13 protein-coding genes are annotated in these 14,707 nt (G+C 59.0%); 7 read left to right on the forward strand and 6 right to left on the reverse strand.

From position 1 onward, the window contains the following. Positions 1-85 precede the first annotated feature (85 nt). The 4 genes from recG to ACIPF8_RS18260 all read left to right on the forward strand — a co-directional run bounded on the left by recG (position 86) and on the right by ACIPF8_RS18260 (position 4,672). Positions 86-2,215, forward strand: coding sequence for an ATP-dependent DNA helicase RecG (gene recG, locus ACIPF8_RS18245; protein ID WP_400423686.1), 2,130 nt, complete (start codon positions 86-88; stop codon positions 2,213-2,215). 131 nt (positions 2,216-2,346) lie between these two features. Continuing rightward, positions 2,347-3,294: a LysR substrate-binding domain-containing protein gene (locus ACIPF8_RS18250; RefSeq protein ID WP_061536965.1), complete on the forward strand. Its 948-nt coding sequence runs from the start codon at positions 2,347-2,349 to the stop codon at positions 3,292-3,294. 131 nt (positions 3,295-3,425) lie between these two features. Beyond that, positions 3,426-4,280, forward strand: a complete 855-nt coding sequence (gene ubiA / locus ACIPF8_RS18255) for a 4-hydroxybenzoate octaprenyltransferase (protein ID WP_400423688.1) — start codon at positions 3,426-3,428, stop codon at positions 4,278-4,280. Between the two features lie 71 nt (positions 4,281-4,351). Beyond that, complete coding sequence (locus tag ACIPF8_RS18260; protein WP_061532289.1) at positions 4,352-4,672, forward strand: YqjD family protein; 321 nt, start codon at positions 4,352-4,354, stop codon at positions 4,670-4,672. Between the two features lie 139 nt (positions 4,673-4,811). Here the strand turns inward: ACIPF8_RS18260 and proC are convergent, their stop codons facing one another. Together proC and ACIPF8_RS18270 are read right to left on the reverse strand one after the other, a co-directional pair. Beyond that, on the reverse strand, positions 4,812-5,636 hold the full coding sequence (proC, locus tag ACIPF8_RS18265) for a pyrroline-5-carboxylate reductase (RefSeq protein ID WP_400423689.1): 825 nt from the start codon (positions 5,634-5,636) through the stop codon (positions 4,812-4,814). A 24-nt stretch (positions 5,637-5,660) separates the two neighbouring features. Then, positions 5,661-6,416: a YggS family pyridoxal phosphate-dependent enzyme gene (locus ACIPF8_RS18270; protein ID WP_400423691.1), complete on the reverse strand. Its 756-nt coding sequence runs from the start codon at positions 6,414-6,416 to the stop codon at positions 5,661-5,663. 179 nt (positions 6,417-6,595) lie between these two features. Between ACIPF8_RS18270 and ACIPF8_RS18275 the strand changes: the two genes are divergently transcribed. From ACIPF8_RS18275 to ACIPF8_RS18285, 3 genes are all read left to right on the forward strand, one after another. Then, positions 6,596-7,639, forward strand: coding sequence for a type IV pilus twitching motility protein PilT (locus tag ACIPF8_RS18275; protein ID WP_400423692.1), 1,044 nt, complete (start codon positions 6,596-6,598; stop codon positions 7,637-7,639). Positions 7,640-7,717: 78 nt separating this feature from the next. Beyond that, complete coding sequence (locus ACIPF8_RS18280; protein WP_400423694.1) at positions 7,718-8,854, forward strand: PilT/PilU family type 4a pilus ATPase; 1,137 nt, start codon at positions 7,718-7,720, stop codon at positions 8,852-8,854. After that, entirely contained in the window at positions 8,851-9,348 is a 498-nt protein-coding gene (locus ACIPF8_RS18285; RefSeq protein WP_400423696.1) for a glutathione peroxidase, read from the forward strand. Before ACIPF8_RS18280 ends, ACIPF8_RS18285 begins: the two co-directional genes overlap by 4 nt. A gap of 135 nt (positions 9,349-9,483) precedes the next feature. Here the strand turns inward: ACIPF8_RS18285 and ACIPF8_RS18290 are convergent, their stop codons facing one another. The 4 genes from ACIPF8_RS18290 to ACIPF8_RS18305 all read right to left on the reverse strand — a co-directional run bounded on the left by ACIPF8_RS18290 (position 9,484) and on the right by ACIPF8_RS18305 (position 14,686). Beyond that, the gene (locus ACIPF8_RS18290) at positions 9,484-10,197 is read right to left on the reverse strand and encodes an MIP/aquaporin family protein (RefSeq protein WP_061532283.1); all 714 of its coding nucleotides are present in this window, start codon (positions 10,195-10,197) and stop codon (positions 9,484-9,486) included. 108 nt (positions 10,198-10,305) lie between these two features. Beyond that, entirely contained in the window at positions 10,306-11,802 is a 1,497-nt protein-coding gene (gene glpK, locus ACIPF8_RS18295) for a glycerol kinase GlpK (protein WP_400423698.1), read from the reverse strand. A gap of 120 nt (positions 11,803-11,922) precedes the next feature. Then, positions 11,923-13,467, reverse strand: coding sequence for a glycerol-3-phosphate dehydrogenase (gene glpD / locus ACIPF8_RS18300; protein WP_400423700.1), 1,545 nt, complete (start codon positions 13,465-13,467; stop codon positions 11,923-11,925). Positions 13,468-13,891: 424 nt separating this feature from the next. Next, the gene (locus ACIPF8_RS18305; RefSeq protein WP_400423702.1) at positions 13,892-14,686 is read right to left on the reverse strand and encodes a DeoR/GlpR family DNA-binding transcription regulator; all 795 of its coding nucleotides are present in this window, start codon (positions 14,684-14,686) and stop codon (positions 13,892-13,894) included. Positions 14,687-14,707 lie beyond the last annotated feature (21 nt).

Raw genomic sequence — 14,707 nt, forward strand, 5'->3', positions numbered from 1 at the left:
CCGCACAGTGCGGAATCTCGGCACTTGATGCTTTTTGATGAGCAAACCCTCTATTTTACGCCCTGCCGACCGATAACGGCCCGATATGTCTGCTCCGAAGCGAAAAACCGCCGCCAAGTCCCCTTCCACACCAGTCGCGAATACCCGCGCCAGCAAGCTGGAAAAGCTCGGGCTGCGCTCGGACATGGACCTGGTCCTGCACCTGCCGATGCGCTACGAGGATGAAACCGCAATCGTCAGCATTCAGCGCGCCGGCATGATGGGCACCAGCGTAGCGCAAGTCGAAGGCGTCGTCACGGCCTGCGATATCCAGTATCGGCCGCGCCGGCAACTGGTGGTCACGATTGCCGACGATAGCGGCCAGTTGGTGATGCGTTTCCTGAATTTCTACGGCAGCCAGACCAAGCAGTTGGCGGTCGGCACCCGGGTGCGTGCGCGCGGCGAAATCCGCCACGGCTTTTTCGGCGCCGAGGTGGTCCACCCCAATTATAAGGTGGTGCTGGAAGGCGCCCCGCTGCCGGAAGTCCTGACGCCGGTCTATCCGTCCGGCGAAGGCCTGTCGCAGGTTTTCCTGCGCAAATCGATTGCCGACGCCATGCAGCACATCGAATGGCGCGACACCTTGTCGCCTGCACAACTCGCGGCCCAGCAACTGATGCCGTTCGAAACGGCGGTGCGCCTGCTGCACAACCCGCCGCCGGAAGTCGACGAACATGCGCTGGAAGATCGTTCGCATCCGGCCTGGGTACGCATGAAATTCGACGAACTGCTGGCCCAGCAACTGTCGTTGAAGCGCGCCCAGGTCGCGCGCCGCGCCAAGAATGCCCGGGCACTGCCGGTGGTCGGCGCGTTGTCGGCCGCCTTCCTGGCGGCCCTGCCGTTCACGCTGACCAAAGCGCAACAGCGGGTCGTGGCCGAAATCAGCACCGACTTGCGCGCCTCGTTCCCGATGCAGCGCCTGCTGCAGGGCGATGTCGGCAGCGGCAAGACCGTGGTCGCCGCACTGGCCGCCGCGCAGGCGATCGACAGCGGCTACCAGGCGGTGCTGATGGCGCCAACCGAAATCCTGGCCGACCAGCATTTCCGCAAGATCGCCGCCTGGATGGAACCGCTCGGCGTCGGCGTTGCCTGGCTCACCGGCAGCCTGAAAAAGAAAGAAAAGCTGGCCGCCCTGGCCAAGATCGAATCGGGCGAAGCGCAACTGGTGATCGGCACCCATGCATTGATCCAGGATACAGTGCAGTTTGCCAGACTGGGGCTGGTGATTGTCGACGAACAGCATCGCTTCGGCGTCGGCCAGCGGCTGGCCCTGCGCAACAAGACCATTTCCGAGAGCGGCGGCAGCGACGCCGTGCCGGACGACACGAACGCCGTGGCGGTAGTGCCGCATCAACTGATGATGAGCGCCACGCCGATCCCGCGCACACTGGCAATGACCTACTACGCCGACCTGGAAATTTCGGTCATTGACGAATTGCCGCCGGGCCGCACGCCGATCGTAACCCGCGCGGTCGATCAGAACCGGCGCGACGAGGTGATCGAGCGGGTCCACGCCGCGGTGCAGGATGGCCGCCAGGCCTACTGGGTCTGCCCGTTGATCGAGGAATCGGAGGCGCTGCAACTGCAGACCGCGACCGAAACCTATACAACGCTGGTGGAAGCACTGCCCGAACTGCGCATCGGCCTGGTCCACGGCCGTCTCAAACAAGCCGAGAAACAAGAGGTGATGGATGCCTTCAGCGCCGGCGCATGCCACGTGCTGGTGGCCACCACCGTGATTGAAGTCGGCGTCGATGTGCCGAACGCGTCGCTGATGGTGATCGAGCATGCGGAACGCTTCGGCCTGTCGCAACTTCACCAGTTGCGCGGGCGAGTTGGACGCGGCTCGGCGGCCAGCGTATGCTTGCTGCTATATCAAAGCCCGCTGGGCCAGATCGCCAAACAGCGCCTGATGACCATGCGCGAGACTACCGACGGCTTCGAAATAGCCCGGCGCGACCTGGAAATCCGCGGCCCCGGCGAATTCCTCGGCGCGCGCCAATCCGGCCAGGCCATGTTGCGCTTTGCCGATTTGACGACCGACCAATGGCTGGTCGACCGCGCGCGCGACTTGGCGCAGGCTCTGCTGCAGGAGCCGACGCCAGCCAACGTCGCCACCGTCAACGCCCATCTGGCGCGTTGGCTAGGTGGCAAGGAAGATTTTTTGAAGGTGTGATGCGTGCGCACATTGTGCTCACCCTGCGCTGACGCAATAGCCGGTGCTACGGAAGCGGTGCCGGATATTGCAAAAGCGGCACTGAAACATGGGGATACAATGTCCGGTAAAAATTATGAGAAGATAACGACATGACTCTAACCGAACTCAAATATATCGTCGCGGTAGCCCGCGTCAAACATTTCGGCCACGCGGCTGAAGCCTGTTTCGTGGCGCAGCCGACGCTGTCGGTGGCGATCAAGAAGCTGGAAGATGAACTGGGCGTCGTGATCTTCGAAAGAGGCGGCACGGAAATCTCGGTGACGCCGCTCGGCGCGCAGATCGTGGCGCAGGCCGAACGCGTACTGGAGCAGACCGCCACCATCCGCGAAATCGCCAACCAGAACAAGGATCCGCTGGCCGGACCGCTGCGGCTGGGCATCATCTATACGGTCGGCCCTTACCTGCTGCCGCCGCTGGTGAAGACCATGATCGAGCAAGTCCCGCAAATGCCGCTGGTACTGCAGGAAAATTTCACCGTGCGCCTGTTGGAGCTGCTGCGCCAGGGCGAACTGGATGCAGCCATCATCGCCCTGCCGTTTCCCGAGCATGGCCTGATGGTGCAGCCGCTGTACGACGAACCGTTCGTGGTGGCGCTGCCCAAGCACCATGCCTGGGCCAATCGCGAGAGCATCAGCGCTGAAGATCTCAAATCGGAAACCATGCTGCTGCTCGGTAACGGCCATTGCTTCCGCGATCAGGTGCTGGAAGTCTGCCCGGAAATGTCGCGCTACTCGACCGCCGGCGATGGCATCGCCCGCACCTTCGAGGGCTCGTCGCTGGAAACCATCCGCCATATGGTGGCATCCGGCATCGGCATTACCGTTTTGCCGCAAGCCTCGGTGCCCGACCTGGACGCCAAGGACGGCATGCTGCGTTATGTGCCGTTCACTGCGCCGGGTCCGTCGCGCCGCGTCGTCATCGTCTGGCGCAAGAGCTTCACCCGCCATGCCGCCATCGAAGCGGTGCAAAAAGCGGTGCTGGCCTGTGGCCTGAAAGGCGTCACCTTGCTGCATGACGCGAAAGCCGTCGAAGGCTAGAATCCGCTAACCCAGCATCAAGGTACGGCAGGCGGCAACGCCTGCCGTCTTTGTATCAAGATCAAAGCCAGTACACTTCACTGCCCAGGCTACGCCCTGAAGCATCCCTTTTTTCTCATCGCATAAACAGCATGAATCGCCTCAAACTTTATTTCCGTCTGATCCGCATGGACAAGCCGATTGGTATCCTGCTGCTGCTATGGCCGACGCTGGCCGCGCTATGGCTGGCTTCGGACGGCAAGCCGGCCTGGACACTGGTCGCCATTTTCTGCATCGGCACGGCGCTGATGCGTTCGGCCGGCTGCGCGATCAACGATTTTGCCGACCGCGATTTCGACAAGCATGTCAAACGCACCGCCGAACGGCCGCTGACCAGCGGCAAGATCGCCGCCTGGGAAGCTGTGATGGTAGCGCTGGTGCTGACATTACTGTCTTTCCTGTTGATCCTGCCGCTGAATGCGTTGACCAAGCAGTTGTCGGTGGTTGCGGTGATCGTCGCCGGCAGTTATCCTTACTTCAAGCGCTTCTTCGCCATTCCGCAAGCTTATCTGGGCATCGCCTTCGGCTTTGGCATCCCGATGGGCTTTGCCGCAGTACAGGGAACGGTTCCCCCGGCAGCCTGGCTGCTGCTGGTTGCCAACGTGTTCTGGGCCGTCGCCTACGATACCGAATATGCGATGGTCGACCGCGACGACGACCTGAAGATCGGCATCCAGACTTCGGCAATTACCTTCGGCCGCTACGACGTGCTGGCGGTCATGCTTTGTTATCTGTTCAGTTTGGGATTAATATTTGCTGTAGGCTGGCAGTTCGGACTGCGCGGCTGGTTCGGCGCCGGCATGCTTCTGGCGCTCGGCTGCGCCTTGTATCACTACACATTGATCCGCACCCGCGACAGGGCCGGCTGCTTTGCCGCCTTTCGCCACAATAACTGGCTCGGCGCCGCGATATTCGGCGGGATCGCACTGGACTATGCGCTACGATAACAATAAGTTACGATTTCCATGGTACATTAGGCAACATCTTAACCCCGGCAAACCACTTTGAAGAGGCAAACATGACCACTACCGACAACGTAAAAGAGATGCGCGACAATTTGGCTGGCGAACTGAAATCGGTCATCAAGGAAGCAGAAACCTTGCTCGACGATACGCATGACCATGCGGAGAAAAAATACAATTCGGCACGCGCCAAACTGCGGGCTGCACTGGATACCGCCAAGACTGAACTGCCGAAAGCCACCAAGAAGGCCGTGGCGCATACCAAACACGCTGCCCATGTCACCGATGACTATGTCGGCGACAATCCGTGGAAAGCAGTCGGCGTAGCTGCCGCCATCGGCTTGCTGGCAGGCTTGGTGATCGGCCGCAGCAAATAAAACCAGCAACAGGAATATCGGCTCGGGCTTGCTTGCCGAGCCTTGACGCTACTCAAAAAAACAGCGGTTGTCGCGATGCGATTGCCGCTGTTTTTATTTTCAGCCGGTCACTACCCGGATTTTTGTAGAGGTCCTGCGACTAATCGCGGCCGAATTCGTCGCCCAGCTCCCGCCCGCGATCCGCAGCAGCCTTGATGGCGCTGACGATCGATGCCTTCACGCCGCTGGCTTCCATGCTGCTCAACGCTGCGTAGGTAGTGCCGCCCTTCGACGTGACGCGTTCGCGCAGTAAGGAAACCGGTTCTGACGATTGCGTTGCCAGTTGCGCAGCGCCGACGAAAGTGGCCTTGGCCAGTTCGATGCCCTGCTCCGCTGTCAAACCCAGTTCCTGCGCCGCCTGTTGCATGGCCTCGATGAAATAGAACACATAGGCTGGGCCGCTGCCCGATACCGCCGTCACTGCATCGATCTTGCTCTCATCATCCAGCCACACGGTGCTCCCTACCGCGCGCAAAATAACGTCGGCGGTCTCGCGCTGCTGCGCCGAAACACCGGCGGTGGCAACCATGCCGGTAATGCCCTGGCCGATCAACGCCGGCGTATTCGGCATGCAGCGCACGATGGCGTCGTGGCCGCCGAGCCAGCGCGCCAAGTCGACGGCGCGGATGCCGGCGGCGATCGACAGCACCAATTGGGTCGTCACGTGCGGCTGCAATTTGGCCACCACTTCTTTCATCTGCTGCGGCTTGACCGCCAGCACGATCACTTCGCTGCGGCCAATTGCAGCGTCGATCTCGGTAGAAGTGCTGACGCCAAACCGCTGCGCCAGGTTTTGCAGCGCTTCCGGATTCAGATCGACCACATGCAGGTTGGCGCCGTCGGTGACCTTGCCGGCCAGGCCGCCGATCAAGGCCGCCGCCATGTTGCCACCGCCGATGAAACTGATTTTGATCTGGTTGTTCATGATTTTCCTGTGGTTGTCCTGTGGTTATGCTGTCTGTGATCCTGGCTTGGTCCGATGGCCGAAAATGGCGCTGCCGACGCGGACAATGGTCGCGCCTTCCGCAATCGCCGCGGCCATGTCGGCTGACATGCCCATCGATAAGGTATCCAGTTGCGCCGCCTGGTCCGGCAACTCTGCCCGAAGTTGTTGCAGCAATTCCCGCGTCTGGCGAAATGCAGCACGTTGTTTCTGTTCATCCTCGGTCGGCTCTGGAATGGTCATCAGGCCACGCAGGATCAGGTGCGGCAATCCGGCAATCGTACGCGCTGTTTCCAGCACTGCCGACGGCGCCACGCCGCTTTTGCTGGCCTCGCCGCTGATATTCACTTGCAGGCAGATGTTGAGCGGCGGCAGGTGTGCAGGGCGTTGCGCCGACAGGCGCTGGGCGATCTTTTCGCGATCGACCGTATGCACCCAGTCGAAATGTTCGGCAATCGGCTTGGTCTTGTTGCTCTGGATCGGGCCGATAAAGTGCCATTCCAGCAATACGTCTGCATACTGAGCGCTATCCGGTGCGGCGGCCAGCGCCTCCTTCACCGCGCCCATTTTGTCGATGGCTTCCTGCAAATAGTTTTCGCCAAAGGCGCGCTGGCCGGCAGCAACTGCCTCGGCGACCGCGTCGGCGCCAAAAGTCTTGGATACCGCCAGCAACGTAACACTGTCAGGTCGGCGCGACACAGCACGCGCTGCAGCCTGAATACTCGTGTGGACGGCTTGCAACTTCTGCGAAATTAAGGACATAATCGGGGACTTCGGAAAGATTACCGCAAGGAAATTTCTGGAACATGCTACCGAGCTTGATTTATAGCTGCTTTATCCGGATTTTGCCGTCGGCGACATCTTCATGAGCGCGCTCTCCATCCTGCAACGGGCATCCGGGAATATCGCTCAACAAACAAAACACAGCACGAGGATTATAAATGGACATTTCCGAACTTCTGGCTTTTTCGGTAAAGAATAAGGCATCCGATTTGCATTTATCCGCAGGCTTGCCGCCGATGATCCGGGTTCATGGAGATGTGCGCCGCATCAACCTGCCGGCGCTGGAGCACCAAGATGTGCATGGCATGATCTATGACATCATGAACGATGGTCAGCGCAAGGCTTACGAAGAAAACCTCGAAGTCGACTTCTCGTTCGAGATCCCTGGACTGGCACGCTTCCGCGTCAACGCCTTCAACCAGGATCGCGGCGCCGCCGCCGTGTTGCGGACCATTCCATCGACCGTGCTGACGCTGGAACAGCTCAATACGCCGCGCATCTTTGCCGAACTGTCATTGAAGCCACGCGGCCTGGTGCTGGTCACCGGCCCGACCGGCTCCGGCAAATCGACCACGCTGGCGGCGATGGTCAATCACGTCAACGAAAACGAATACGCGCACATCCTGACCATCGAAGATCCGATCGAATTCGTCCACCAATCCAACAAGTGCCTGATCAACCAGCGCGAAGTCGGACCACACACGCACTCGTTCAACAACGCGTTGCGCTCGGCATTGCGGGAAGATCCCGACGTAATCCTGGTCGGCGAATTGCGCGACCTGGAAACTATCCGCCTGGCGCTGACCGCTGCTGAAACCGGTCACTTGGTATTCGGTACGCTGCACACCTCCTCGGCCGCCAAGACCATCGACCGTATCGTCGACGTGTTCCCGGCAGAAGAAAAGGAAATGGTGCGCGCGATGCTGTCGGAATCGCTACAGGCGGTGATTTCGCAAAGCCTGCTCAAGACCAAGGACGGCTCCGGCCGCGTCGCTGCCCATGAAATCATGCTGGGCACGCCGGCGATCCGTAACCTGATCCGCGAAAGCAAGATCGCCCAGATGTATTCGGCGATCCAGACCGGCAGCAACATGGGGATGCAGACGCTTGACAGCAACCTGACCGAACTGGTCAAACGCAATGTCATTTCGATGGCCACTGCGCGCGCCGCGGCCAAAACGCCGGACAACTTCCCCGGTTAATCAGAATAGTCGACTGCGGACGATGCGATCATCACTCCCGTCCGCAATTGCTTTTAAATACATCGAAATAGGATAGTCATGGAAAGAGATCAAGCGACCAAATTCATGCACGATTTGCTGCGCCTGATGGTCAGCAAGCGTGGTTCTGACCTGTTCATCACCGCCGACTTCCCACCGGCCTTCAAGATTGACGGCAAGATCACGCCGGTGTCGAACCAGGCGCTGACCGCAGTGCATACGCTGGAATTGGCGCGCGCCATCATGAGCGACAAGCAGGCTGCCGACTTCGAAGAAACCAAGGAATGCAATTTTGCAATCAGCCCCAACGGGCTGGGCCGCTTCCGTGCTTCGGCATTCATCCAGCAAGGCCGGGTCGGCATGGTGCTGCGGGTGATCACCACCGATATCCCGAAATTTGAAGACCTCGGCTTGCCGCCGACGCTGAAAGATGTCGCGATGACCAAGCGCGGCCTGGTCATCATGGTCGGCGCCACCGGTTCCGGCAAATCGACCACGCTGGCGGCGATGGTTGGCTACCGTAACGAAAACAGTTACGGCCACATCATCACCATCGAAGATCCGGTCGAATACATCCACCCGCACAAGAACTGCATCGTTACCCAGCGCGAAGTCGGCGTCGATACCGAAAGCTGGAGCGTGGCCCTGAAAAACACCCTGCGCCAGGCGCCGGACGTAATCCTGATCGGCGAAATCCGCGATCGCGAAACCATGGACTACGCCATCGCCTTCGCCGAAACCGGCCACTTGTGCCTGGCCACCCTGCATGCCAACAGCGCCAACCAGGCGCTCGACCGCATCATCAACTTCTTCCCGGAAGAGCGTCGGCCGCAATTGCTGATGGACTTGTCGCTGAACCTGAAAGGGATCGTCTCGCAGCGGCTGATTCCGCTGAAAACCGTCAAGGGCCGCTGCGCCGCGGTCGAGATCCTACTGAATTCACCGTTGATTTCCGACCTGATCTTCAAGGGCGATGTCCATGAGATCAAGGAAATCATGAAGAAGTCGCGTGAACTCGGCATGCAGACTTTCGACCAGGCGCTGTTCGATTTGTACGAAGACGATAAAATCACTTACGAAGACGCGTTGCGCAACGCCGATTCGATCAACGATTTACGCCTGTCCATCAAGCTGCGCGGCAAAGAAGCCAAGGATCGCGACTTGTCCGCGGGCACAGAACATCTGGGGATTGTATGAGTACCAACACTGGCAGCATTTACGACTTTACCGTCAATCAACTGGACGGCACACCTGGCCCGCTCGCAGCGTTTCGCGGCAAGGTGCTGCTGATCGTCAACACCGCCAGCAATTGCGGCTTCACGCCGCAATACAAAGGGCTGGAAGAGATTTATCAGAAGTATCACGCACAAGGCCTGGAAGTGCTCGGTTTCCCATGCAACCAATTCGGTGCCCAGGAGCCGGGAACTGCCGATGAAATCGGTGCGTTTTGCGAAAAGAACTACGGCGTCACTTTCCCGCTGTTCGAGAAAATCGACGTCAACGGCGATCATGCCGCCCCGCTCTATCAGTTCCTGAAAAATGCGGCGCCAGGCTTGCTCGGTAGCGAAGGCATCAAATGGAATTTCACCAAGTTCCTGGTGGCCAAGGATGGCAGCGTGGTGGACCGTTTTGCGCCGCAGACCAAGCCGGAATCGCTGGCTGCGGACATCGAAAAATTGCTGGCGAAATAAAGAAAAATCGGCTGGCGACCAGTTACAGGTCAGCAGCCGATCCGGATACTTCAGTCTGGTAGATCGGGCAGAGTTTCTGCCCACCCTACCGGTTGCTCGCAACTCAGCTATTGCAGTTGTTGCGGGCAACCATGATCAATGCGCCATCTGCAGGCCATAAACCAGCGCAGCCAGCACGCCGCCGCAAATCGAACCCACTACCGGCACCAACGCATAACCCCAGTCGCTATCACGCTTGCCTGGAATCGGCAGCAACGCGTGCATCAGGCGTGGACCAAGGTCACGCGCCGGATTGATCGCGTAGCCTGTTGTCCCGCCCAGCGAAACACCGATGCTCATCACCAGCAATGCCACCGGCAATGCATCCAGCGCGCCCAGCCCCATCTTCGGCGAGGCGATATTCAACACGCAATACACCAGCACGAAGGTACCAACCACTTCGGACACGATGTTGCCGAATTTGTTGCGGATCGCCGGCGCAGTGCAAAACGCTGCCAGTTTAAGATTGCCATCGCTGGTTTCGGCAAAGTGATTGCGATACACCAGCCACACCAGGAAAGCACCCGCCATGCCGCCCAGCATCTGCGATACGATATAAGCGGGCACGCTGCCCCAGGCAAACTTGCCGGCCACAGCCAGCGCCAGCGTCACGGCTGGGTTGAGATGTGCGCCGCTGGAAGACGCCGCGACGAACACGCCAACAAACACTGCCATCGCCCAGCCGACGGTGATCACGATCAGACCACTGCCATTGCCGTGGGTTTTACTCAAGAGAACATTGGCAACCACGCCGTTGCCAAGCAGGACAATCAGGGCAGTGCCCACGAATTCAGCCAAATAAGGAGTCATGACAAACTCTTTCGGAAATAGGATGTAGGAAGACCCGGGAAGCAGATGTCGATCCGCTTCCCATGTATTGGCTCCACGCCAGTTCAGGTCAGTTCAACTCAAGTCAGGTCAGGCGTTTGCCCACACCGTCGCGGCGGCAATCGCCCGCTGCCAACCCTTGATGTTGGCCTGCACTTCCTCAGCCGGCAGTGCCGGCTTGAAGCGCTGGTCGAGCTGCCACTGTCCTTGCACATCGTCGGTGCTGCTCCAGTATCCGACTGCCAGGCCAGCCAGGTAGGCCGCGCCGAGCGCTGTCGTTTCCGTGACTTTTGGACGCACCACGTCGACGCCGAGAATGTCCGACTGGAATTGCATCAGCAGATTGTTCGCGGTAGCGCCGCCATCGACACGCAGTTCCGGAATCACGATGCCGGCATCGGCTTCCATTGCCTTCAATACGTCCATGGTCTGGTAGGCGATGCTGTCGAGCGCAGCGCGTGCATAGTGCGCCGCTGTCGTACCGCGGGTGACGCCGAAAACGGTGCCGCGCGCATGCGGATTCCAGTGCGGTGCGCCAAGGCCGGCAAACGCTGGCACCAGATACACGCCGTCGGTGCTATTGACACTGCGCGCCAACGCTTCGACTTCGGTAGAAGATTTGATGATGCCGAGGCCGTCGCGCAGCCATTGCACCACCGCGCCGCCGATGAAGATGCTGCCTTCCAGTGCATAGCTGACCTGGCCGCCAATTTTCCAGGCGACAGTGGTCAGCAGATTGTTCTTCGAGATGATCGGCTTGGCGCCGGTGTTCATCATCATGAAGCAACCTGTGCCGTAGGTATTCTTGACCATGCCCGGCTGCGTGCACATCTGGCCGAACAATGCCGCCTGCTGGTCGCCGGCGATGCCGGCAATTGGAATTTCCGAACCAAAGCCGGAAATTTCGGTATGGCCGTAAACCTCGCTCGACGAGTGCACTTCCGGCAGCATGCTGCGCGGGACGCCCATGATATCGAGCAGTTCGTCATCCCATTGCATCGTATGGATATTGAACAGCATGGTGCGCGATGCATTCGAGACATCGGTCACATAACGTTGGCCGCGTGTCATGTTCCACACCAGCCAGGTATCTACAGTACCGAACGCCAGGCGTCCTTGATTAGCCAGCTGGCGCGCGCCGTCGACGTTTTCCAGTATCCAGCGGATCTTAGTGGCGGAAAAATAGGAGTCCACCAGCAGGCCGGTCTTTTGACGGATGCTTTCCGCCAGCCCACGCGTTTTCAGTTCATCGCAGAATGCAGCGGTGCGGCGGTCCTGCCAGACGATAGCGTTGTAGATCGCCTTGCCGGTTTCGCGGTCCCAGACGATGGTGGTTTCACGTTGGTTGGTAATACCGATAGCCGCAACCGCCGTGCCGTTCAAACCGACCTTGGTCATCGCTTCGGCGGCAACGCCTGCCTGGGTCGACCAGATTTCCTGCGGATCATGCTCGACCCAGCCCGGCTGCGGGTAGATCTGACGGAATTCCTTTTGCGCTGAAGACACGATATTGCCCTGGCGATCGAACAGGATGGCGCGCGAGCTGGTAGTCCCTTGATCCAGGGCTAAAATGTATTTATCTTTCAACTTGTCTACTCCAAGGTTTGTGAATCCGCTTGCGCGGACCGGTTGTCGACTTTGATCCGCAGCAATTCCGGATCAGTCTCTTTTTTCTTCCGGTGCAAGTATTTGCACCGGAGCAGAATTTCAGGCGAGCATGGTGGCCGGCTGCGGCGCCGCTTGCGCTTGCTGCGACTCCAGCCACGCTGTCAGGCGCGCCACTTCCGAGGCGTCAAGACGCAACCCCAACTTGGAACGGCGCCACAGGATATCGTCTGCAGTCAGCGCCCATTCGTTGCGCATCAGGTAGCGCACTTCGGCTTCATACAGATCGGCGCCAAACAATTGGCCCAGGCCGGCGACATCATGAATGCCGTCCAGCAGACGCGCGCTGCGGGTGCCGTAGGTGCGTGCATAGCGTGCCGCCAGTGCAACCGGCAACCAGGCATGCCGTTGCTGGAAAATGCGATGGAACTCTGCGAGGTCGGCGTTTGGCATATCGCCACCCGGCAGCGCTTCGTCGGCTGTCCAGTGCGCTTTCATGTAGCCGAACAACGGCTGCAGATGTTCCATCGCCTCTTCCGCCAGACGGCGGTAAGTGGTGATCTTGCCGCCGAAGACCGACAGCACCGGCGCCAAGCCCTGCTCGGCTTTCAACTCCAGGCGGTAATCGCGTGTGACAGCGGACGGATTGGCAATTTCTTCTTCCAGCAGCGGGCGCACGCCGGCATACGACCAGACCACCTGCGCCGGCGTTACCGGGACTTCGAAATAGCGGCTGACCGATTCGCACAGGTAAGCGGTTTCCTCTTCGGAAATCGTGACCTTGCTCGGATCGCCGCTGTATTCGACATCGGTGGTGCCGATCAGGGTGAAGTCGGTTTCATACGGAATCGCAAAGACGATGCGCTTGTCGGGATTCTGAAAAATGTACGCATGATCGTGATCGAACAGGCGCTTGGTGACGATGTGACTGCCCTTGACCAAGCGAATGTGATGCTGTGCCGACGTATGCAAAGCGCCGCTCAGCAAGCTGGCGACCCAAGGTCCGGCGGCGTTGACTACGCAACGCGCCTTGACTTCAATGGTTTCGCCGCTCTGGGTCGATTGCAAGGTGGCGTCCCAATATTGCTTGCCTTGCTTGGCTTCGATCAGGCGGGTTTTGGTGAGAATTGTGGCGCCGCGCTCTTTCGCATCCATCGCATTGAGTACCACCAGGCGTGCGTCCTGCACTGCCGCGTCCGAATAGACGAAGCCCTTGGTCAGCGTTTTTTTCAACGGCTTGCCGGCGACATGCTTGCGGAAATCGATGGAGCGTGAACCTGGCAGCAGTTCGCGTTTGGCCAAATTGTCATACAAGAACATGCCGGCGCGGATCATCCATGCTGGCCGCAGGCTCGATACATGCGGCATCACGAAACGCAGCGGCCCAATAATATGCGGCGCCATGCGCATCAAGCGCTCGCGCTCCTGCAGCGCCTTGCGGACCAGGCTGAATTCGTAGTGCTCCAGATAGCGCAAGCCGCCATGGATCAGTTTGGTGCTGGCCGACGACGTGTGCGAAGCCAGGTCATCCTGTTCGCAAAGCAACACGCTCAGCCCGCGCCCAGCTGCATCGCGCGCAATGCCGGCGCCGTTGATGCCGCCGCCTACCACCAATAAATCAACAATTTCACCTGATGCCACAGCCATCTCCTTGTGTCGGTAACTCGCTCATCGGGCAAACGCGCCGCTGCCAATTGGCAAAAAAGCATGTTCGCAATGTCACCAGACATCATAAAATATTTATATTCGAAAGTATATTGTTCGAATTCGAACATTGATAATCGTTTATATTTATTAGAGGCAATTGGCTGATAGGAATAATCTTAATTGTGAATAGGTGATTTCTATATTGCCCTCATACGCAGCAACCTCAAGGGAAGACCAGCCAGATTCAGGCGCTCAGATGAATGCGCGCCGAAGCGGTGCAGTAAATGCGGGGGAAGGAGGAGTCGGCTGCAGTGAGCCTTGTCGGCAAAAAAACAACGCCGGCGATATTGTTTAGCGCCTGACGCTCGTGGCGCGAGTGAGTCTTTGGCGATTTCTTTGTTTCAGTGAAAGGGAATGCCGGCAATCAAACGGGCTTATTGGCATCCGCAACAAACACATCGATCTTCGCCTCTTCGAAAATCCCGCTCATTTCTTCCGGCACCGGCCGGTCCGTAAACAGCGCATTGATCTTCGAAATGTCGCCCAGCCGCACCAGCGCCGGCCGCCAGAATTTCGAATGATCGGCAACCAGGAATACAGTGCGCGAATGTTCGATGATCGCCTCCGACACCCGCACTTCACGATAATCAAAATCGCGCAAAGTACCGTCGGCCTCGATGCTGGAAATGCCGATGATGCCGAAATCGACCTTGAAACGGCGGATGAAATCGATGGTTTCCTCGCCGGTAATGCCGAGGTCGCGCGCCCGCACTACGCCGCCGGTGATGATGACTTCGCAGCCCGGATAACCGCTCATGATGGCGGCCACGTTGAGGTTGTTGGTGATGACGCGCAGGTTGCGGCGGCGGCTCAGGGCCTTGGCGACTTCCTCGTTGGTGGTGCCGAGATTGATGAAAAGCGTTGCCTGGTCGGGAATATGCTCGACTACCAGCGCGGCGATACGGCGCTTCTCTTCCGAGTACAAACCCTGGCGCGCACCATACGCGATATTTTCAGCGCTGGACGGCAGGCCGACGCCGCCGTGATAGCGCTGCAGCAGGTTCATCTCCGCCAGCAAATTGATATCGCGCCGAATCGTCTGCTGCGTCATCTGGAAACGCGTAGCCAGATGCTCAACCGTGACGAAGCCGTCGCGCTGCACATAACTCAATAATTCCTGCTGGCGCGCATTAAGCTGTTGCGTTGATATCTCTGGCATGAAACCTGTCCCGTGCGTATT

This window comes from Collimonas sp. NPDC087041 (genome assembly GCF_044745265.1).
Taxonomy (GTDB): domain Bacteria; phylum Pseudomonadota; class Gammaproteobacteria; order Burkholderiales; family Burkholderiaceae_D; genus Collimonas.